General features: G+C 64.0%; 21 protein-coding genes. 16 read left to right on the forward strand and 5 right to left on the reverse strand.

What is annotated here, in order from left to right; translation table 11 throughout:
- Positions 1-6 precede the first annotated feature (6 nt).
- The 6 genes from chlG to B9Z50_RS14285 are packed head-to-tail and all read left to right on the forward strand — an operon-like array spanning position 7 to position 5,275.
- Positions 7-963 (forward strand): chlorophyll synthase ChlG, encoded by a 957-nt coding sequence (gene chlG, locus B9Z50_RS14260; protein WP_108365408.1) that lies wholly within the window; start codon positions 7-9, stop codon positions 961-963.
- Complete coding sequence (locus B9Z50_RS14265) at positions 960-2,342, forward strand: BCD family MFS transporter (protein WP_108365409.1); 1,383 nt, start codon at positions 960-962, stop codon at positions 2,340-2,342. Before chlG ends, B9Z50_RS14265 begins: the two co-directional genes overlap by 4 nt.
- The gene (locus B9Z50_RS14270) at positions 2,339-3,547 is read left to right on the forward strand and encodes a geranylgeranyl diphosphate reductase (RefSeq protein WP_108365410.1); all 1,209 of its coding nucleotides are present in this window, start codon (positions 2,339-2,341) and stop codon (positions 3,545-3,547) included. The genes B9Z50_RS14265 and B9Z50_RS14270 overlap by 4 nt, the downstream gene beginning before the upstream one ends.
- A gap of 7 nt (positions 3,548-3,554) precedes the next feature.
- Complete coding sequence (locus B9Z50_RS14275; protein ID WP_108365411.1) at positions 3,555-4,094, forward strand: TspO/MBR family protein; 540 nt, start codon at positions 3,555-3,557, stop codon at positions 4,092-4,094.
- Positions 4,095-4,122: 28 nt separating this feature from the next.
- The gene (locus tag B9Z50_RS14280) at positions 4,123-4,302 is read left to right on the forward strand and encodes a hypothetical protein (protein ID WP_108365412.1); all 180 of its coding nucleotides are present in this window, start codon (positions 4,123-4,125) and stop codon (positions 4,300-4,302) included.
- A 34-nt stretch (positions 4,303-4,336) separates the two neighbouring features.
- The gene (locus tag B9Z50_RS14285; RefSeq protein ID WP_108365413.1) at positions 4,337-5,275 is read left to right on the forward strand and encodes an alpha/beta fold hydrolase; all 939 of its coding nucleotides are present in this window, start codon (positions 4,337-4,339) and stop codon (positions 5,273-5,275) included.
- A 24-nt stretch (positions 5,276-5,299) separates the two neighbouring features.
- Here B9Z50_RS14285 and bchO read toward each other — a convergent pair whose 3' ends face one another.
- From bchO to B9Z50_RS14305, 4 genes are all read right to left on the reverse strand, one after another.
- Positions 5,300-6,199 carry an alpha/beta fold hydrolase BchO gene (bchO, locus tag B9Z50_RS14290; RefSeq protein ID WP_108365414.1) on the reverse strand — a complete coding sequence of 300 codons (900 nt, stop codon included), beginning with the start codon at positions 6,197-6,199 and terminating at the stop codon, positions 5,300-5,302.
- 6 nt (positions 6,200-6,205) lie between these two features.
- Positions 6,206-8,083: a magnesium chelatase subunit D gene (locus B9Z50_RS14295; RefSeq protein ID WP_108365415.1), complete on the reverse strand. Its 1,878-nt coding sequence runs from the start codon at positions 8,081-8,083 to the stop codon at positions 6,206-6,208.
- A gap of 134 nt (positions 8,084-8,217) precedes the next feature.
- Positions 8,218-9,243, reverse strand: coding sequence for a magnesium chelatase ATPase subunit I (gene bchI / locus B9Z50_RS14300; protein WP_108365416.1), 1,026 nt, complete (start codon positions 9,241-9,243; stop codon positions 8,218-8,220).
- Between the two features lie 321 nt (positions 9,244-9,564).
- Positions 9,565-10,155 (reverse strand): NnrU family protein, encoded by a 591-nt coding sequence (locus B9Z50_RS14305; protein WP_108365461.1) that lies wholly within the window; start codon positions 10,153-10,155, stop codon positions 9,565-9,567.
- A 197-nt stretch (positions 10,156-10,352) separates the two neighbouring features.
- Here B9Z50_RS14305 and B9Z50_RS14310 point away from each other — a divergent pair, with 197 nt between their 5' ends.
- From B9Z50_RS14310 to ccmI, 10 genes are all read left to right on the forward strand, one after another.
- Positions 10,353-10,679 carry a high-potential iron-sulfur protein gene (locus tag B9Z50_RS14310; RefSeq protein WP_199221751.1) on the forward strand — a complete coding sequence of 109 codons (327 nt, stop codon included), beginning with the start codon at positions 10,353-10,355 and terminating at the stop codon, positions 10,677-10,679.
- 194 nt (positions 10,680-10,873) lie between these two features.
- Positions 10,874-11,551 (forward strand): cytochrome c biogenesis heme-transporting ATPase CcmA, encoded by a 678-nt coding sequence (ccmA, locus tag B9Z50_RS14315; protein ID WP_108365418.1) that lies wholly within the window; start codon positions 10,874-10,876, stop codon positions 11,549-11,551.
- A gap of 11 nt (positions 11,552-11,562) precedes the next feature.
- Positions 11,563-12,273: a heme exporter protein CcmB gene (ccmB, locus tag B9Z50_RS14320; RefSeq protein ID WP_233249885.1), complete on the forward strand. Its 711-nt coding sequence runs from the start codon at positions 11,563-11,565 to the stop codon at positions 12,271-12,273.
- Between the two features lie 13 nt (positions 12,274-12,286).
- Entirely contained in the window at positions 12,287-13,054 is a 768-nt protein-coding gene (ccmC, locus tag B9Z50_RS14325; protein WP_108365420.1) for a heme ABC transporter permease CcmC, read from the forward strand.
- Positions 13,051-13,305, forward strand: a complete 255-nt coding sequence (ccmD, locus tag B9Z50_RS14330; RefSeq protein WP_108365421.1) for a heme exporter protein CcmD — start codon at positions 13,051-13,053, stop codon at positions 13,303-13,305. The genes ccmC and ccmD overlap by 4 nt, the downstream gene beginning before the upstream one ends.
- Positions 13,302-13,748, forward strand: coding sequence for a cytochrome c maturation protein CcmE (gene ccmE / locus B9Z50_RS14335; RefSeq protein WP_108365422.1), 447 nt, complete (start codon positions 13,302-13,304; stop codon positions 13,746-13,748). The genes ccmD and ccmE overlap by 4 nt, the downstream gene beginning before the upstream one ends.
- A 111-nt stretch (positions 13,749-13,859) precedes the next feature.
- Positions 13,860-15,854: a heme lyase CcmF/NrfE family subunit gene (locus tag B9Z50_RS14340; RefSeq protein ID WP_108365423.1), complete on the forward strand. Its 1,995-nt coding sequence runs from the start codon at positions 13,860-13,862 to the stop codon at positions 15,852-15,854.
- Positions 15,851-16,465: a DsbE family thiol:disulfide interchange protein gene (locus B9Z50_RS14345; protein ID WP_233249886.1), complete on the forward strand. Its 615-nt coding sequence runs from the start codon at positions 15,851-15,853 to the stop codon at positions 16,463-16,465. The genes B9Z50_RS14340 and B9Z50_RS14345 overlap by 4 nt, the downstream gene beginning before the upstream one ends.
- Positions 16,465-17,007, forward strand: coding sequence for a cytochrome c-type biogenesis protein (locus tag B9Z50_RS14350; protein ID WP_108365424.1), 543 nt, complete (start codon positions 16,465-16,467; stop codon positions 17,005-17,007). The genes B9Z50_RS14345 and B9Z50_RS14350 overlap by 1 nt, the downstream gene beginning before the upstream one ends.
- Complete coding sequence (gene ccmI / locus B9Z50_RS14355) at positions 17,007-18,269, forward strand: c-type cytochrome biogenesis protein CcmI (RefSeq protein WP_108365425.1); 1,263 nt, start codon at positions 17,007-17,009, stop codon at positions 18,267-18,269. The genes B9Z50_RS14350 and ccmI overlap by 1 nt, the downstream gene beginning before the upstream one ends.
- A gap of 45 nt (positions 18,270-18,314) precedes the next feature.
- Here ccmI and B9Z50_RS14360 read toward each other — a convergent pair.
- Positions 18,315-18,463: uroporphyrinogen decarboxylase family protein (locus B9Z50_RS14360; RefSeq protein WP_304481685.1), on the reverse strand; the 149-nt coding region annotated here is incomplete at its 5' end.

Consider the following 18,463-nt stretch of genomic DNA (forward strand, 5'->3'; position numbering starts at 1 on the left):
GGGGGCATGGACACCCCACCCTTGGCCCATGTGCCACACAACCAGGCCATTGCACCGTCGCTGAGACGGCCCGCCTTGCGCACGGTGGCCGAATTCCTCAAACCCATCACCTGGTTTCCGCCCATGTGGGCTTTTGCCTGCGGGGTGGTGGCCTCGGGTCAAGATTTGGGTGCCCACTGGGCTTTGCTGCTCTTGGGTTTGGTGCTGACAGGCCCGCTGGTGTGCGCCAGCAGCCAGGCGGTGAACGACTGGTTTGACCGCCATGTGGACGCCATCAACGAACCGAACCGCCCCATTCCCTCGGGCCGCATGCCCGGTCGTTGGGGTTTGGGCATTGCCATTGCCTGGACCGCGCTGTCGCTGGTCTGGGCCACGCTCATGGGGCCTTGGGGTTTTGCGGCCTGCGGCTTGGCCATTGCACTGTCGTGGGCCTACAGCGCGCCACCTGTGCGCCTCAAAAACAACGGCTGGTGGGGCAACGCAGCGTGCGCCTTGAGTTACGAAGGTCTGGCCTGGCTGACCGGCACGGCCGTGATGCTGGGCGGGGCCTGGCCGGGGCCGCATTCGGTCGCGCTGGCGCTGCTTTACAGCGTGGGTGCCCACGGCATCATGACGCTCAACGATTTCAAGGCCATCGAAGGTGATCGCCGCATGGGCGTGGCTTCGTTGCCGGTGCAGCTGGGCGCACACGGCGCAGCGCGCATGGCCTGTGTGTTCATGCTGGTGCCGCAAATGGCGGTGGCGGCTTTGCTGCTGCACTGGCAGCTGCCATGGCACGCGGCAGCGGTCTTGGCTTTGGCGGTGTTGCAAGGGCCTTTGATGCTCAAATTTTTGCGCCAACCCATTGAGCGCGCCTTGCATGTCTCGGCCTTTGGCGTGCCGCTGTTCGTCAGCGGCATGATGGTCAGCGCCTGGGGCCTGCGCCAGTTGAGTGGCTTGCACAGCAGCGTGGGGGTTCTATGAACACACCGATGAATGCACAGGTTTTTGGCTGGTTCCAAATCATCCGCTTGGGCCTGATCCAGGCCTGCCTGGGCGCGGTGGTGGTGGTCACCACGTCCACGCTCAACCGCATCATGGTGGTCGAGCTGGCGCTGCCCGCTTTGTTGCCGGGCTTTTTGGTGGCCTGGCATTACGCGGTGCAAATGGTGCGTCCGCGCATGGGTTTTGGCGCAGACAAGGGGCGGCGCAGCACGCCCTGGATGATGGGCGGCATGTTGGTGCTGGGCGTGGGCGGTGTGATGGCCGCTTGGGCCACCGTGTGGATGGCCTCTCAGCCTTTTTATGGCGCGCTGCTGGCCTGGTTGTCTTTCAGCCTGATTGGCTTGGGCGTGAGTGCCTGCGGCACATCGCTGCTGGCGCTGATGGCCAAGCGCGTGCCCGAAGAGCGTCGGGCCCCCGCGGCCACCACCGTGTGGCTGATGATGATTGTGGGTTTTGCCGTCACTGCCGGGGTGGTGGGCAAGCTGATTGACCCTTACAGCCCACAGGTGCTGCTGCAGGTGTCTGCCGGTCTGAGCCTGGTCACCGCCTGCATCACGGCGCTGTGTTTGTGGGGCTTGGAAAAAGACGGTGCCCCCTCGCTGGCCGTGGCACCGAGCGCGAGCACCGAGCGCTTGCAAAAACAAAATTTCAAAGAGGCTTTCCAAGAGGTGTGGGCCGAACCTGCAGCGCGCACTTTCACCGTGTTTGTGTTCATGTCCATGCTGGCCTACAGCGCGCAGGACTTGATTCTGGAGCCCTTCGCGGGCGCGGTGCACGGCTTCACGCCGGGACAGACCACTCAGCTGTCGGGCTGGCACCACATGGGCGTGCTGGTGGGCATGCTGGCAGTGGCCGGTGCCGGTTCGCGCTGGGTGGCTGGGCGCTTGGGCTCGGTGCAAGCCTGGATGGTGGGCGGGTGCCTGGTGTCGGCGCTGGCCACGGTTGGCTTGGTCAGCTCGGCGCTCTCGGCTGATTGGCCTTTGAAGGCCAATGTGGTGTTCTTGGGTGTGGCCAACGGCGCTTTCTCGATCGCGGCGATTGCCACCATGATGCGCCTGGCCGGTGAAGGCGAGGATGGGAGCGTCAAGGGCCGCGAAGGCACACGCATGGGTTTGTGGGGCGCGGCGCAAGCGGCGGCCTTTGGTTTGGGGGGATTGCTCGGCACCGCTGCCAGCGACCTGGCCCACGCCCTATTGGGGGAACAACGCACGGCCTATGCCGCCGTGTTTGGCATGCAAGCGCTCATGTTTGCGGTCTCGGCGGCGGTGGCTTCGCGCCTGCGCTCCGGGCCAGCAAGGCAGCGAGCGCCTTTGCGTTTTGACGGTCCCGTATTGCTCAAAGGTGGGTCAAGCTCATGAACCAAACCGATTACGATTTTGTGGTGGTGGGCGGAGGTCCTTCGGGGGCCACCGCTGCACACGATTTGGTGCGCCAAGGCTGGCGTGTGTTGTTGCTCGACCGCCAGGGCCGCACCAAACCCTGCGGCGGCGCGATCCCGCCTCGCCTGATCCAGGACTTCGACATCCCCGACCACCTGCTGGTGGCCAAGGTGCGTTGTGCCCGCATGATTTCACCCACCGACAACAAGGTCGACATCCCCATCGACAACGGCTTTGTCGGCATGGTGGACCGCGACGAGTTTGATGAGTATTTGCGCGACCGCGCCGCCCAGTCGGGTGCGGTGCGTTGCCAGGCGATTTTTGACAAGTTGCAGCACGACGACAGTGGCCAGTTGTGGGTGCACTACACCCCGGTCACGCCCAAAGAACACGCGGCTTTAGAGCACGCGCAGCCCGTCAAGGTGTCGACCCGCATGGTGGTGGGGGCCGACGGCGCACGCTCGGAAGTGGCGCGCCAAGCCATTCCCAATGCGCACAAAACCAAGTATGTCTTTGCGTACCACGAGATCATCGAGTCGCCCGTGGGCCAACCCGGCTACGACGCAGCACGCTGCGACGTGTACTACCAAGGTGAGGTCTCGCCCGACTTTTATGGCTGGGTTTTCCCACACGGCAAGACCATGAGCGTGGGCATGGGCAGCGCCGACAAGGGCTATTCATTGCGCAGCGCGACTGCGCGTTTGCGTGAAATTGCGGGCCTGACCCACGCGCCCACTTTGCGCCGCGAAGGCGCGCCCATCCCGCTCAAGCCCTTGCCCCAGTGGGACAACGGCCGCGATGTGGTGGTGATCGGTGACGCTGCTGGCGTGGTAGCCCCTTCTTCGGGCGAGGGCATTTACTACGCCATGGACTGCGCCCGGCGCGTGGCCAAGGCCGCTCACGAGGCCCTCAAAACCGGCAACAGTGCCTGCCTGAAACAAGGGCGCAAGAGTTTCATGAAGCAGCACGGCCGGGTGTTCTGGATCCTGGGCGTGATGCAGTACTTCTGGTACCAAAACGACAAACGCCGCGAAAAATTCGTCAAGATCTGCGAAGACCGCGACGTGCAGCGCCTGACTTTTGAGTCGTACATGAACAAAGAGTTGGCGCGCAAGGACCCGATGGCCCATGTCCGCATCTTTTTCAAGGACATGGCGCATTTGTTGGGCTTGGCACGCACATGAGGCCTGAGTGAACCAGCACCCCGAACACGGCTTGCTGAAGTCAACCCGAGGGCGCAGGCACCAAGCGTCTCTTCGCACCTTGCTCTTGGCCTTTGTGCTCAGCTACGCCACAGCGGGCATCGGCGCGGCCCTGACCGAGTTGGGGCCTTGGTACTTCGCGCTCAAGCACCCGCCGTGGAAGCCACCCGACGCTGCGTTCGGTGTGATCTGGTCCACCATCTTCACGCTGTGCGCCATCAGCGGCTATCTGGCCTGGCAAGCGGCCGACACGCCCGCTTTGCGCCGCCGAGTCGGGGTGCTGTTTGGCGCGAATGCGATGCTCAATATTTTGTGGAGCGCGTTGTACTTCAAGCTGCAGCGCCCGGATTGGGCGCTGTTCGAGGTGGTGTTTTTGTGGCTGTCCATCTTGGCGCTGATCATGGGCCTGTGGCGCTTGTCGCGCTGGGCCAGTTTGCTGCTCATCACTTACTGGGTCTGGGTCAGCATTGCTGCCGTGCTGAACGTGCAAACCGTGATGCTCAACGGGCCTTTTGGCGCCCAACCTTAAAGCGCCCAACCCAACCAGGAGCGTCCCCATGCCCCCCTCCCTCATGGCCACGATTTTTTTGTTGATGACCGGCTTGTGCGGCGCGGCCTACTGGTGGCTGGACCGCCGGATGCAGCGCCTGTCGGACACTTTGCGCGATACCTACAAACTCGGCCTGATGATCATCTACGGCCTGCAGATGGTGCTGCTGCTCATGTTCGCCATCTAGCCATGGCCGATTTCGCGCGAGCGGCTTGCGCCGCATGAAGAGGTATTGGCGCGTGCTGGCCCTGACCGCTTTGACGCTGCTGTCCCTGTGGTTGTGGACACCCGATGTGCCGCGCGCCACTTTAGAGGCCCGTTACCTCGCCGAACCCAACGACCTGCGCCGCGTGGGCCTGTGGCAGTTGCATGTGCGCGACAGCGGTCCGCCAGTTACCCAGCAAGGCCCCCAGTCGAATGCCCCAGCGGTGGTTTTGTTGCACGGCTTTGGTTCGAGCTTGCAGACTTGGGACGCCTGGGCCCAGGGGCTGGCCGCCACGCACCGCGTGATCCGCATCGACTTGCCCGGCAGTGGCCTGAGCCCGCCCGATCCGGCGCACGACTACCGCGACGCGCGCAGCTTGCAATTGCTGATCGCCTTGCTGGACGACTTGGGCCTGTCCCGTGCCAGCTTGGTGGGCCATTCCATGGGCGGGCGCATCGCCTGGACCTTTGCCGCCAAGTTCCCCGGGCGAACCGACAAACTGGTGCTGCTGGCCCCCGATGGCTATGCCAGCTTCGGTTTTGAATACGGCAAAGCCATGGAGGTGCCCGCCACGCTGGGCCTGATGCGCCATGTGCTGCCCAAGCCCTTGCTGCGCATGAACCTGCAAGCAGCCTATGCCCAGCCTCAGGCGCTGAGTGATGCCGTGACCACGCGCTACCACGATTTGATTTTGGCCCCCGGCGCGCGCCAGGCCATGCTCGACCGCTTGGAACAAACCGTGCTGCAAGAGCCCGGGCCCTTGCTTCGCCAGATACAAGCGCCCACCTTGCTGGTTTGGGGAGAGGCCGATGCCATGATCCCTGTGGGCAATGCCAGCGATTACCTGCAAGCCATCACCGGCAGCCGTTTGGTGTCTTGGCCGAATGTCGGTCATTTGCCGCAAGAAGAAGCGGCCCAGGCATCGCTGCAAGCGGTGAAGGATTTTTTGCGCTGAACGACCCGGACGAGGACGGTCTGCTCAGGCTTGGGAAGGGTCCACACCACACCAACGCAGAATTTGTAAAGCCGTGCCCACTGGGTCCTGCTCATGGGCCAGATGGCCCAGTCCCGCTTGAATGTGCAACCGCGCTTGTGGCAAGCGCTGGCAGGCGTCGTCGGCCAAAGCTGGGGGCACGGTCTGGTCTTGTGCGCCGATGTGCATGAACACCGGGTTGCGGATGTTGTTCAGGCGTGCAGCCAGGGGCTTGAGTCGCCAGGCCGCCATCATCGACAGCACGCCGTGCACATGGCCTGAGTCGCTGAGCACGCGGGTGTAAAGATCCATCCCTTGCGCGTCGAGCGTGGAGCCGGTGCGTGCGATCCACTCGGCCACTGCACCCGGTTTGGCGGCCATTTTGGCCGTGGCCCAGGCTGAGAGCGGGTTGAGTGCGGCCAGTTTGGCCGCAGGTCCAAACAGCCAAGAGGCCACGCCGGGCAAGGGCAGCCAGGCTGGGTTCAGGCCGATCAGGGTGCTGCGCGAGGCGCTGCCAAAGTGCAGTGCCATGTGTGCGGCAATCGCCGCGCCAGCCGAGTGGCCCACGATGACCTGAGGGGTGAGGTTCAGTTGCAGCATCAGTGCGCGCAAGCCTTCGGCCATGCCGGGCAGCGACAGCGCGCCTTCTGGACCTCGGCTGGTGAAAGCGTGGCCGGGCAGATCGGGCGCGACCACGGTGAAATGCTGGGACAGCGCGGGCAGCAAGCCTCGCCAGCTGAAGTTGCCAGAGCCTGTGCCGTGCAAAAGCAGCATGCAGGGGCCTTGGCCAACTTGCTGCACATGCCACTGGATGCCGCCCGCTTGCACAAAGCGGCTGTGCGCAGTGTGCGGCCAATGGGCTCGGTGCGCTGACCAATCCATGCTCGGGTAAAAGCTTTCAAACATGGCGGCTCAAGCATGCGGGCTGCGCACCCGCTCGATGGCGTGGGCCATGCGCTGCGACTGCACCTGCGGCATGGGCAGGTAGCTCGCGTCCATGGTGGTGGCCAGTTGCTGCGCTTGCGCATCAGGCTGCATCGAGGTGTCGATCCACAAGGCGCGGTGGCCGCTGGCGCGCCACTGCTCGCCCCAGCTTTGCGCGTCCAGTTGCGCTTGGGCGCGGCCACCCAGGCCTTGCAGGGTCACGTTGGCGCGGCCGTCGCTGAGCACCACCAAAATGGGCGTGACGCCTTGACGTTGCAACTGCGCCGCTTGTTCGTGTGCCATTTTCAGGGCCAGCGCCAAGGGCGTGCCGCCACCACCGGGCAGGCCGGTCATGGCGCGTTTGGCGCGCACCAGCGAGCGTGTCATGGGCAGCAGCAGCTGCGCTTGCGCCCCCCGAAACGCCACGATGCACACGCTGTCGCGCCGGGCATAAGACTGTTGCAGCAACAACTCGACCGCGCCTTTGGCTTCGGCCAAGCGCTGCAGCGCGGCCGAGCCCGAAGCGTCGAGCGCCAAGATCAGGCAGCTGGAGGCGCGCTGCTGGTAGCGTTGGATGTGAAAGTCCTCGGCGCGGATCGCCACGCGGCCGGTGCTGTGCGCTTGCCGCAAACGCTGTTTGGGCGCGGCGGCGCGCAAGGTGGCCAGCACATGCAGGCGCGCCTGACCGCCGGGTCTGCCTGGGCGTGGGGGCAGGGGGCGACCGCGCTGGGAGCCTGCGCGGGTTTGGCCGCTGCGCCCCGAGGTGTTGTGGCTGGCCGCGCCTTGGCGTGTCATCAGTGCGTCCAGCATGTGCGGCGGCAAGCTGGCCAGGGCCGCTGCGACCATCATCTCTTGCAGGTCTTCGGCACTTGGTTCAGGGTTCTGTTCGGGTGGAGGGGCGGTGTCCGGGTCCTTGTCTTTTTCAGCGTCGTTCTCAGGCGCTTGATCGGCATTTTCCGGCGGCTCTGGTGTCTCTGGCGGCGGTGTGGCGTCTTCCGGTGGTGCAGGTTCTGATTCTTGTGCAGACGGCTCGGCTGGCCACTGCGTGGCGCGTGGCGCGAGCACGCAGCGCGCCGCATAGCCCAGATCGTCGGCGTCCAGCGTGCTGCGCCCGTTCAGCGCCGCATGGCCGCAGGCCACGCGCAGCGCCAAGCTGGGCACGCGCAAAGAGCCAATGCCCAGGCCCAAAGCGGCGGCGCAGAGCGCTTGCATGTGCTCGTCGCTCGCTTGCACTTGTGGCAACAGCTCGCGGGCACGGGCCAATGCGCCGGGGCTCAGGCGAATCTGCAAGCCATCCGATTCGCTGTCGCCCTGCCAAGCCGCGTGGATGTCGCTGGGCGAGAGTTCGTGCAGGTCCAGCCACACGCCCAGGCGCTCGGCCAAGGCCGCGCCCACGCCCGGTTCGTCGGGCAAGGATTCGTCGAGCGCCACCACGCCAAAGCGGGTGGGGGAGGGGGCTGCGCTGTGACGGGTTGGCGGCACCTGGCCTTGCTCCAGCGCTTGCACCAAAGGCGCGAGCAGGGCGGGCGACAGGCGCTCGGCCATGGGCAGGCACACCAGACCTTGGTCGGCCTGTTGCAGCAAGCCTGCTTGCAGGTGCAGTTGCCCGGTTTGCAGGGTGTGGGCCAGGTCGATGCCGCCCAGCAGCCGCTCGCTGTCCACCGAGCCGGGCACTTTGACCAAGCCAATGCCCAGCCCCGCCAGCGCTTGCAGCCAGCGCTCGCGCACCGGCCCGTGAGGTGCGCGTAAGCACACACCGCCAAAGCCAAAGGGGTAGAGCTGCAACAGTTGCAGCGCCGTCAGCGCATCGTTCCAGCGCTCCATGGGATCAGCGGGTGTAGGCAGTGGAGGGGCTTGACGGGTCATGTCAGGGCTGAACGGCGGATGTGCAGGAAATTGGCCCTCTGAGGGGGGGGCGTGGGCTGCAAGGGCCGATCGCGGCGAGGACGCCGCTCCTACAGGGAAATGGCCGTGCAAACATGGGGTGCTGGATCTGCAGCTCAGGCGGCCAGCACTTCTTGCAAGCTGCGCTGCACGCGCGCGCCCGAGTCGGTGTCGTCCAGCGGGTTGCGGCGCAGCCGGTGGCGCAGGGCCAGCGGGGCCATGCTTTGCAGGTGCTCGGCCTTCACCGCCTTGTGGCCTTGCAGCGCGGCATACGCCCGTGTGGCGCGCAGCAGCGTGAGTTCGGCGCGCAGGCCGTCGGTACCCAGCTGCTGGCACAGGCGGGCGCACAGCATCAGCATGTCGTCGCTCACCTCGACCTCGTCCAACAAGTCGCGCGCTTTGAGGATGCGTTTTTGCAGCTTCTGGTTGTCCTTGTGCCACAGCGCCTTGAAGGCCTCTGGGTCTTTGTCGAAGGCGTCGCGGCGTTTGATGATGCTCACGCGCAGCGCCAGGTCTTGTGGTGTGCGCACCTGCACCGACAGGCCAAAACGGTCCAGCAGCTGCGGGCGCAGCTCACCTTCTTCGGGGTTACCGCTGCCCACCAGCACAAAGCGGGCGGGGTGGCGCACGCTCAGGCCTTCGCGCTCGACCAGGTTCTCGCCCGAGGCGGCCACGTCGATCAGCAGGTCCACCAGGTGGTCGTCGAGCAGGTTGACCTCGTCGATGTACAAAAAGCCCCGGTGCGCCTGGGCCAGCAAGCCGGGGGCAAAAGACTTGACGCCTTGAGACAGGGCTTTTTCCAGATCAAGCGCGCCGACCACGCGGTCTTCGGTCGCGCCCAACGGCAGGTCAACCACGGCGACAGGCTGTTTTTCGGTCACGACTTTGGCTTTGGGATCGCGTGCCTGGCAGACCGGGCAGGCGCCTGCGGGTTTGGCCGGGTCGCAGCGGTAGGGGCAGCCTTTGACGACCGATATTGGGGGCAGCAGGTCGGCCAAGGCGCGCACGGCGGTGGATTTGCCAGTGCCCCGGTCGCCCAAGACCAACACACCGCCAATGCTGGGGTCGACTGCCACCACCTGGATGGCGAGGGTCATTTCATCTTGACCAACGATGGCCGCAAAAGGGAAGGTCAATGCCATGGGGCGTTCCGCAAAACTGATCTCAGTCCATCATCCAAAAGACGCGGCAAAGTGTCAAGTTAAATTTACACCCTAAATTTGCTTTTGGGTTGAAATTTTGTGTGCAGCGCTGCCCTGGGTGTCGGTTTCAGCTTGGCTCTCAGGCTTAAAGCCCTTAAGCGCAGTCAAGCTTTCTCACGCTCTGGCACTGCGCCATGGTTTGGCGCCTGAGGTGTTGCGGGTCGGGGCCGCGCTGGCGCTGGCGCTGGCCTGGGGATGCAGGCCAGCAGGCGAATCATTGGGGGCTGATTGAGCCGGACAGCCACCGTCAACAGGACTGGCTCAGCTGGCGCGGATCAAAGGCATCACGCCGACCAGCCACACATGCAGGCCGCCCATGAAAAAAGCTGCCCAAACACCGGTGCCGATCACCACGGCCAAAGCCGTGCCCAGCCATTTGCCCTCAGGTGCGCTGTGCAGGCTTTGGCGGTCCCGCTTGCGGGCGGCTCGGAACACCAGCACCGACCAAACGAGGAAACCACCGAACAAAACCACATCGGCCAGGTTGCCGTTGATCAGCAAATGGCCCAAGGCCCAAACCTTGACCGACAAAGTCATGGGGTGGCGCAGTTTGGCCTTGATGTGGTTGCCAGGAATGTAAGCAGCCACCAAGAAAATCATGGCCGCCCACATCAACAAAATGGTGGCGTTTTGCAGGCCGCGTGGTGGCGACCACAGCACCACAGGGTCCAGGCGTGCCTGGCCGTAGCCATGCACCAACAAATACAGACCGAGCACCGCAACCGCCGCATAAACCGCCTTGAAACCCAGCGGGCCCCAGCGGGCGATGCTGTTTTGGCGCACCTGCGGGGCCAAGCTTTGCAAGGAATGAATGCCCAAAAAGAGGACCAATCCGATGAGCAGTTGCAGCATGTCAAAACCCTTGTGTCTGGTGCGTGTCAAAACAAGGCTGCATTTTGACATGCCCCTGTCCATCGCGGTTGACATTCAAAAGCCGGGGCTTTCCTGTGTGATTTGCTCAAGTATCGCGCGCCGCATGACAAAGTGACTGATGTGGCGCACAATGAACTGTTCAGTATTTTCTGACGGTCTCTTCCAAGGAGTCTTCTATGTCCCGTTTTTCTTCTATGGCATCTACCCGCCGTGTGTTCATGATGCAAGTGGCCACGGCCGCTACCGCCGCTCTGGCCGTGAGCGAAGCTTCTGCTCAGGCCATGGTCGATGAAAAAGCCCCCCAAGCCGTGGGCTTGGCCTATAAAGCCGACGCCAGCAAGGTTGACAAAGCCAAGAACCCCAAGTTCGCCGCCGGTGCCAATTGCGCCAACTGCGCCCTGTTCCAGGGCAAGGCCGGTGCGGCAGCGGGCGGTTGCCCCTTGTTTGCTGGCAAGCAAGTGGCCGCTAAAGGCTGGTGCTCTGCATACGCCAAAAAGGCTTGATGCGCGAAGCAGCGGCAGGCTAAGACCTGCCGTGACCTCCAAAAACCGCCTTCGGGCGGTTTTTTTTCGGCCATTTCCGATCTCAAACTCAGGGCATACCCTGATTTACCAGTCTGAGTGAAGGCTTTGAACACACAAAGTGTCAATCCATCGTTACACTTTGCCTTGTCTTCAACCGACCGGAAAGCCCTTTTATGGCGTCTTGGGTGCTCAAAGCGATGGACCTGGCCTGCCAAAAGGCCCAGCGGACCTTGTTCGAGGGCGTGAGCTTTTCCGTTCCCGAAGGCAGCTGGCTGCACATTGAAGGCGGCAACGGCTGCGGCAAGACCAGTTTGCTGCGCATCCTGTGTGGCCTGTCCCCGGCAGCACGCGGCCAAGTGCTTTGGCCTTCTTCCTCGCAGTCCCCACTCCCGCGCCCCGACCGTTCGGTCCTGCATTACATCGGCCACGCCTTGGGCCTCAAGCCCGACCTCACCGCTTGGGAAAACCTGTGCGCTGATGCCCAAATCAGTGGCTTGGCGCTCAGCCGCGAGAAGGCGGTGCAAGCCTTGGCCGAGCAGGGCCTGCGAAGCCGTGCCCACCTGCCCGTGCGGGTTTTGTCACAAGGCCAGAGGCAGGGTGTGGCTTTGGCGCGATTGCGCAACAGCCCGGCGCGGTTGTGGGTCTTGGACGAGCCTTTGGTGGGTTTGGATGCGCAGGCCACCGCCACGGCCCGTGCCTTGCTGCAGTCGCATGTCGACGCGGGCGGTGCTGTGGTCATGACCAGCCACCACGCTGTGGGCCTGCAAGGCCAGGGTGCGCAGCTGCACCTGGGTCGTGGGCGTGGCGGCGAGACCGTCTTAGAGATGGCCAGCGAGACGGGCCACGCATGAACACTTCGGCCATGACTGTCCCGATCCTCGCACATGGGCTCGCGCGGCCCAGCCCTTGGCAAGCCATGGGTGGCGTGCTGCGGCGCGACTTGCGTCTGGCTCTGCGGCGCAAGGCCGAGTGGTTGGGGGCGGTGTTTTTCTTTGTGTTGGTGGCGGCTTTGTTTCCGCTGGCCATCGGCCCTGAGCCAACCACTTTGCGCCTGATCGGGCCCGGGGTGTTGTGGGTGGCGGCCTTGCTGGCGAGCATGCTGAGCCTGGGCCGTTTGTTCGACGCCGACCACCAAGACGGCAGCTTGGAGCAAATGGCCTTGTCGGCTGCGCCCCTGCCTTGGCTGGTCAGCGCCAAGCTGCTGGCGCATTGGTTGATCTCGGGCTTGCCCTTGGTGCTGCTGTCGCCGCTCTTGGGACTGCAGTTGGGTCTGGGTCCAGAGGCTTTGGGCATGCTGGCGCTGACGCTCTTGATCGGCACGCCGGTGCTGTCACTGTTGGGCGCGATCGGCGCGGCCCTTACCTTGGGCGTGCGCGGCGGCGGGGTGCTGCAATCGCTTTTGCTGTTGCCTTTGTATGTGCCGGTCCTGGTGTTCGGCACCGGCGCGGTCGATGCGCAGATGCGCGGCCTTGGGGCCGAGGCGCATGTGTCTATTTTGTTGGCGCTCTTGTTGGCTTCTGCGGCGCTCAGCCCCTGGGCTTGTGCAGCGGCTTTGCGCTTGGCGTTGGAATGAAGAGGAACGGTTCATGAAGCTCTTTCACTACGCCGCACCGCAGCACTTCTACCCCCTGGCTGGACGCATCTGGCCTGGGTTGGCGCTCTTGGCCACGGTGCTCGCACTGGCGGGTTTGTGGGTGGGCTTCATGGTCGCGCCGTCCGACGCGCAGCAGGGCCAGGCCTACCGCATCATTTACATCCATGTGCCGGTGTCTTGGATGGCCATGGTCATTTACCTGGCCATGGCGTTCTGGAGTGTGCTGGGTCTGGTGTTCAACACGCGCTTGTCGGGCCTGATGACCCGGGCGCTGGCCCCCACCGGGGCCTTGCTCGCGTTTTTGTCGCTGTGGACCGGCGCCTTGTGGGGCAAGCCGATGTGGGGCACCTATTGGGTGTGGGACGCGCGGCTGACCTCGATGTTGATCCTGTTGTTTTTGTATTTGGGCTACATCGCCCTGACCTCGGCCATTGAAGACCCGCGCCGCTCGGACCGGGCCGGTGCCTTGGTGGCGGTGGTGGGGGCGGTGAACGTGCCCATCATTTATTTCTCTGTGCAGTGGTGGAACACCTTGCACCAAGGGGCTTCGGTCTCCTTCACCCAGTCGCCACGCATGGCCAGCATCATGCTGACCGGCATGCTGCTGATGAGCTTGGCGGTGTGGCTCTATGCGGCGGCCATCGCTTTGTGGCGTGTGCGCAGTTTGATTTTGGAGCGCGACAGCCACGCGGCCTGGGTGCAACAACTGCCCGAGGTGTTGGCGCACCGTGCGCATCGCGCAGTAGGAGGTGCCGCATGATTTGGCAAAGCGCAGCCGAGTTTGGGGCCATGGGCGGCTATGGCCTGTTTGTGTGGGGCAGCATGGGGGTGAGTGCGGCCTTGATGGCGCTGGAGGTGTGGCTGGCACGCATGGGCAGGCGACAAGCGCTGGACGCGGTGTGTGAAGCCCTGGATGCCCAAGCCCTGGATGCTGAAACCCCGGGCAGTGCACAGGCCAGCCCAGCCGGCGCATCGCGCCCCGTTCATTTCACACAAGGAGCTGCGTCATGAAAAGCCGCCACCAACGACTGTTTGGCATTTCATTGGGCTTGCTGCTCGTGTGTGGTGCGCTGTTTTTTGTGCTCAACGCCTTCCAGAGCAACCTGGTGTTTTTCTTCACGCCCACACAAGTGGTGGCGGGCGAAGCGCCCAAAGAGGGGCACTTTCGTGTTGGTGGGTTGGTCAAGGAAGGCAGCATCCAGCGCGACGGCATGGCGGTGGCCTTCGTGGTGACCGACACGCAGCGCGAGGTGCCCGTGCGCTATGTGGGTTTGTTGCCCGATTTGTTCAAAGAGGGAAAGGGCGTGGTGGCGCAAGGCCGCCTGGACGCAGGACAGCTCTTTGTGGCCAGCGAGGTGCTGGCCAAGCACGATGAAAACTACATGCCGCCCGAAGCCCAGCACGCGCTGGACGAGGCGGCCAAAGCCCGCATGGGCACGGCGGTGTCGCAATGACAAAAACCATCGCCCGCGGGGTGGGCTTCTGCAAGGACCAGCGCCGTGGCATGCCTGCGGTGCCAACAACCAATGGGCTCGGTCGCGAGGCCGAATGGATCGGAGCTGTTGATGTGGGCTGAAGCGGGCCACATGGCCTTGATCATGGCGGCTTGGGTCGCGGTGCTGCAAGCGGTGCTGCCGCTGTGGGGCAGTTTGTCGGCGCGTCGCGCGGGCTGGCAAGCGCTGGCGCGGCCTTTGGCACAGTTGCAACTGGCTTTGATCGTGTTGTCCTTTGTGGCCTTGTGGCACGCGTTTTATGTGCACGATTTCAGCGTCGTGTATGTGGCCAACCACTCCAACACTTTGCTGCCCACTGCCTACCGGCTGTCGGCCATTTGGGCTGGGCACGAAGGCTCGTTGGTGTTGTGGGTGTTGATGCTGGCGCTGTGGTCGGTTGCCGTGGCCACCTTCTCCAAGCGCTTGCCGCAGGCCCTGGTGGCGCAGGTGCTGGGCGTCATGGGCGCGGTGTCGGTGGGTTTTCTGGCTTTCATTCTCACGCTGTCCAACCCGTTTGAGCGGCAGTTTCCGGCGCCATCCGAGGGGCGCGACTTGACGCCTTTGTTGCAAGACCCGGGTTTGGTCATCCACCCGCCCATGCTCTACATGGGCTATGTGGGTTTGTCGGTGGCCTTTGCTTTTGCCTTGGCAGCGCTGCTCTCGGGCAGGCTCGATGCCGCGTGGGCGCGTTGGGCGCGGCCCTGGACGGTGGCGGCCTGGGGCTTTTTGACGCTGGGCATCGCGCTGGGTTCGTGGTGGGCGTATTACGAGCTGGGTTGGGGCGGCTGGTGGTTTTGGGACCCGGTGGAAAACGCCTCGCTCATGCCTTGGCTGGTGGCCACGGCGCTCATCCATTCGCTCATGGTCACCGACAAGCGCGGGCAGTTCAAGGCGTGGACGGTGCTGTTGGCGATTGGTGCGTTTTCGCTCAGTTTGCTGGGCACTTTTCTCGTGCGCTCGGGGGTGTTGACCTCGGTGCATGCCTTCGCAACAGACCCTTCGCGGGGGATTTTCATTTTGATGTTTCTGCTGGTGGTGGTGGGCGTCTCGCTGGCTTTGTTTGCCTGGCGCGCCCCGCAGTGGGCCAATGCCTCGCAGCCGGTGGCGGGTTCGCGCGAATCGTTTTTGCTGCTCAACAGCGTGCTCTTGGTGGTGGCCATGGCCGCAGTGCTGCTGGGCACTTTGTACCCGCTGATCATCGACGCGCTGAACCTGGGCAAGTTGTCGGTGGGGCCGCCGTATTTTGACCGTGTGTTTGTGCCGCTGATGGTGCCGTTGCTCTTGGCCATGGTGCCGGGTACGGTGGTGCCTTGGCATGTGGCACGCTGGGCGGCGGTGCGCTCGGTCTTGGTGCCGGGGGCCATGGCGCTTTTGTTGGCCAGTGCGTGGGCCACATGGGGCGGGGCACCCATGGCTCAAGGCAGCACGACCACGGCTGGCGGCTGGCTCACGGTGATGGGCGGCACGCTGGGCGGCTGGATCGCCTTGTCGGGGGCCTGGCAAATCGTGCAGCGCCTGCGTCTGCCCGGATTGCCGGGTCTGGCCTGGTGGGGCATGCACGTGGCGCATCTGGGTGTGGCGGTGCTGGTGCTGGGCATCACCGGCGTCAAGTCCTTTGAGGTGGAGCGCGATGTGCGTTTAGGCCTGGGCGACTCGGTGACGGTGGCCGGTGCGCGTTACCAGCTGATCAGCGTGGACAACCACCTCGGGCCCAATTATTTGGCTTTGCGCGCGCAGATGGATGTCTTTGAGGGTGAACACCAGGTGGACACACTGCAGCCTGAAAAGCGCCGCTATGTGTCCAGTGCCATGCCCATGACCGAAGCAGCGATTGACCGCAACCTGTGGCGTGACCGATATGTCTCTTTGGGCGAGCCCTTGAACGGTGAGCCCCCGCAGTGGAGTTTCAGGGTCTACCACAAGCCTTTTGTGTCGTGGATTTGGTTGGGCGCGGTGTTCATGGTCTTGGGTGGCGGTTTGGCCGCAGTGGATCGACGCTATCGGCAGGCCCCATCGCTGGAGCGCGCTCCAGTGCCTGCCGGTTTGGCCAAAGGTGCCCTGTCATGAGCGGCGCTTTGGCCACCGCCCCATCTCGTCGCATGCCGCGCTGGGTGTTTGTGCCGCTGGCTTTGTTTTTGGGCCTGGTGGTGTTTTTGGGCGTGGGCTTGACGCGCAACCCGCAAGAGATTCCTTCACCGCTGATCGGCCAGGGTGCCCCCGCTTTCAAGCTGCCGGTGGTGGGCGCTGCGGGCGTGTTCGGCGCTGAGCAGTTCAAGGGGCAGCTCACCTTGGTCAACCTGTGGGCCACCTGGTGCGCAGGTTGCAAGGAAGAGCACCCGATCTTGATGGCGCTGTCGCGCCAGCCGGGGCTGCAGATGCTGGGCATCAACTACAAAGAGCTGCAGGCCTCAGAACTGTCGGGGCAGGACCCGCAAAGCGCTGCAGCCGTGCAAAAAGCCACGGCCCGCAGTCAGGCCTGGTTGCAAAAACACGGTCAGGCTTTTGACGTGAACTTGCTGGACATGGACGGCCGGGTGGGCATGGATTTTGGGGTGTATGGCTTGCCCGAGACCTATCTGGTGGACCGCGAAGGTGTGGTGCGCTTCAAGCACGCCGGGGCCTTGACGCCTGACGTGGTGCAGCAAAAACTCTTGCCCTTGCTGCGGGGGGTGCCCTGATGCGCGCTGTGTTGAAGTGGCTGCTGGCCAGCATTTGGCTGTGGGGTGCCTGTGTGGCGGCCCAAGCACCCGGTGGTGCAGCAAGCGGAGCGGCCGTCGTGCAGGCTGAGCAGGGTGTGCAGGCGACTTTGCCCGCTGTGGGCGCGCCCGTGGCGGTGCAGACCGAAGCGCCGATGTCCACCGCTGTGCAGGCGCGCTGGGACCACATCGCGGCCGAGTTGCGTTGTTTGGTGTGCCAAAACGAATCCCTGGCCTCGTCCAATGCCGAGCTGGCACTGGACCTGCGCCGCGAGCTGCGGGGCCTGATCGAGCAGGGCCAAAGCGATGCCGACATTCGCCGCTTTTTGGTCAGCCGTTACGGTGACTTTGTGCTCTACAAACCCGAGGTCAAGCCCGTGACGTGGCTGTTGTGGTTTGGCCCCTTTGTGTTGTTGTTGGGCGCACTGGCCCTGGCGCTGCGTTTGATGCGCCGCTCGCCTGCTGCGCCCCCGCCCTTGACCGACAGCGAGCGCGCACGTGTTCGCCAACTGCTGGAGTCCTGATGTCTTTATTGCCGCCTTGGCTGGGTTTGTTGTTGGCGCTGCTGGCCTTGGGGGCGCTGGCCGCTGGGGTCTTGCAGCGGGGTCTGAAAAAACAGGTCCAGGCCGTGGGGCTGGCGCAGCAGTCACAGACCAACCGCAGGATTGCACAAGAACACCTGGCCGATCTGGACCGTGCTTTGGCCGAAGGCCGATTGACGGCGCTGCAGCATCAGGCGGCGCGCGACGAGTTGCTGCGCCATGTGTTGGACGATGCGGCGCAGTCCAACGACGCACCCGTTGCCGCAGTGCCTGCGCGCTGGCTCTGGATCGTCGGGGCCTTGGTCTTACTCAGTGGCCTGAGTTATGTGCAATTGGGTGCCCCTCAGACCTGGTGGACCCAACCCTTGAGCCAGCGGGTCCAAATCAGCGCCACCACGCCCGAGCAATGGGCTGAGCAAACCCGCGTGTGGCAAGAAGCCACAGAAAAACGCCCGCAAGATGCTGAGGCTTGGTTGACGTTGGCAAGGTTGCACGCAGCCCAAAACGCGCATGCCCCGGCCGAGCAGGCCTTGGCGCGTGTGCTGGCCTTGTCACCCGAACCCGATCTGTGGATCGAGCGGGCGCAGATGAAAGCTTTGAGTGCAGGCGGTGTCTACGCTGGAGAGCCTTGGCAGTGGATTCAAGACGTGTTGCGCACACAGCCTCAGCACCTGAATGCGCTGGTGCTGGCGGGCAGCGCGGCCTTCTCGGAAAAAAGGCACGCCGCAGCGCAAGATTATTGGCAGCGTGCCTTGGATTTGGTGCCGGCTGACAGCGAGGCTGGCCAAGGCTTGCAGCAAGCGCTGGCGAAAGCGGCTGAGATGGTGGCCGAGATTGCGGCGCCTGCAGCCCCCGCAGCAGAGGGTGCCAAGGCCTTGCCGGCGGCAACTGCGGCGGGCGACACCAAGCCCCTGATTCAGGGCGAGGTCCGTGTTTCTCCCGAGGTGCAAAGTCAAATGGCGGCAGGCGCGACCTTGTTTGTTTACGCCATGGCCGAAGAGGGCTCGCGCCGCCCAGTGGCCATCTGGCGCGGCACACCCGCTTCGTGGCCAGTGCGTTTCGCCTTGAGCGACAGCATGGGCATGGGCGCACCGCCTGTGTTGTCATCGCTGACGCAAGTGCGTCTGGTAGCCCGCATCTCCAAAAAGGGTTCTGCGCAAAAGCAAGAGGGCGATCTTCAAGTGGAACTGCCAGGCGTGAAGACTGGCGTGCAAGGCGTGGTGCTTCAGATTACCGGTCGCTGACACCTGCAACAAGCTGGGTGCACAGGGTGCACCCAGGGCGCTTGGTCAGCCCTGACGCAGCTTGCGCGAATGGCTGTGCACCGCTTCCACCAGCGCCGTCACATGTTCGGGCGGGGTGTATTGGCTGATGCCGTGGCCCAGGTTGAAGATGTGGGTGGGGCCGGTTTGGGTGGTGTCGGTGTGTGGCGTGCCAA

It is taken from the genome of Limnohabitans sp. Bal53 (assembly GCF_003063355.1).
Taxonomy (GTDB): domain Bacteria; phylum Pseudomonadota; class Gammaproteobacteria; order Burkholderiales; family Burkholderiaceae_C; genus Limnohabitans_A.

Bases quoted from the DNA above. Each gene is read 5' to 3' on its own strand.
- chlG (WP_108365408.1), top strand. From the start codon at position 7: ATGGACACCCCACCCTTGGCCCATGTGCCACACAACCAGGCCATTGCA.
- B9Z50_RS14265 (WP_108365409.1), top strand. From the start codon at position 960: ATGAACACACCGATGAATGCACAGGTTTTTGGCTGGTTCCAAATCATC.
- B9Z50_RS14270 (WP_108365410.1), top strand. From the start codon at position 2,339: ATGAACCAAACCGATTACGATTTTGTGGTGGTGGGCGGAGGTCCTTCG.
- B9Z50_RS14280 (WP_108365412.1), top strand. From the start codon at position 4,123: ATGCCCCCCTCCCTCATGGCCACGATTTTTTTGTTGATGACCGGCTTG.
- B9Z50_RS14285 (WP_108365413.1), top strand. From the start codon at position 4,337: ATGAAGAGGTATTGGCGCGTGCTGGCCCTGACCGCTTTGACGCTGCTG.
- bchO (WP_108365414.1), bottom strand. From the start codon at position 6,199: ATGTTTGAAAGCTTTTACCCGAGCATGGATTGGTCAGCGCACCGAGCC.
- B9Z50_RS14295 (WP_108365415.1), bottom strand. From the start codon at position 8,083: ATGACCCGTCAAGCCCCTCCACTGCCTACACCCGCTGATCCCATGGAG.
- bchI (WP_108365416.1), bottom strand. From the start codon at position 9,243: ATGGCATTGACCTTCCCTTTTGCGGCCATCGTTGGTCAAGATGAAATG.
- B9Z50_RS14305 (WP_108365461.1), bottom strand. From the start codon at position 10,155: ATGCTGCAACTGCTCATCGGATTGGTCCTCTTTTTGGGCATTCATTCC.
- B9Z50_RS14310 (WP_199221751.1), top strand. From the start codon at position 10,353: ATGTCCCGTTTTTCTTCTATGGCATCTACCCGCCGTGTGTTCATGATG.
- ccmA (WP_108365418.1), top strand. From the start codon at position 10,874: ATGGCGTCTTGGGTGCTCAAAGCGATGGACCTGGCCTGCCAAAAGGCC.
- ccmB (WP_233249885.1), top strand. From the start codon at position 11,563: ATGACTGTCCCGATCCTCGCACATGGGCTCGCGCGGCCCAGCCCTTGG.
- ccmC (WP_108365420.1), top strand. From the start codon at position 12,287: ATGAAGCTCTTTCACTACGCCGCACCGCAGCACTTCTACCCCCTGGCT.
- ccmD (WP_108365421.1), top strand. From the start codon at position 13,051: ATGATTTGGCAAAGCGCAGCCGAGTTTGGGGCCATGGGCGGCTATGGC.
- ccmE (WP_108365422.1), top strand. From the start codon at position 13,302: ATGAAAAGCCGCCACCAACGACTGTTTGGCATTTCATTGGGCTTGCTG.
- B9Z50_RS14340 (WP_108365423.1), top strand. From the start codon at position 13,860: ATGTGGGCTGAAGCGGGCCACATGGCCTTGATCATGGCGGCTTGGGTC.
- B9Z50_RS14345 (WP_233249886.1), top strand. From the start codon at position 15,851: ATGAGCGGCGCTTTGGCCACCGCCCCATCTCGTCGCATGCCGCGCTGG.
- B9Z50_RS14350 (WP_108365424.1), top strand. From the start codon at position 16,465: ATGCGCGCTGTGTTGAAGTGGCTGCTGGCCAGCATTTGGCTGTGGGGT.
- ccmI (WP_108365425.1), top strand. From the start codon at position 17,007: ATGTCTTTATTGCCGCCTTGGCTGGGTTTGTTGTTGGCGCTGCTGGCC.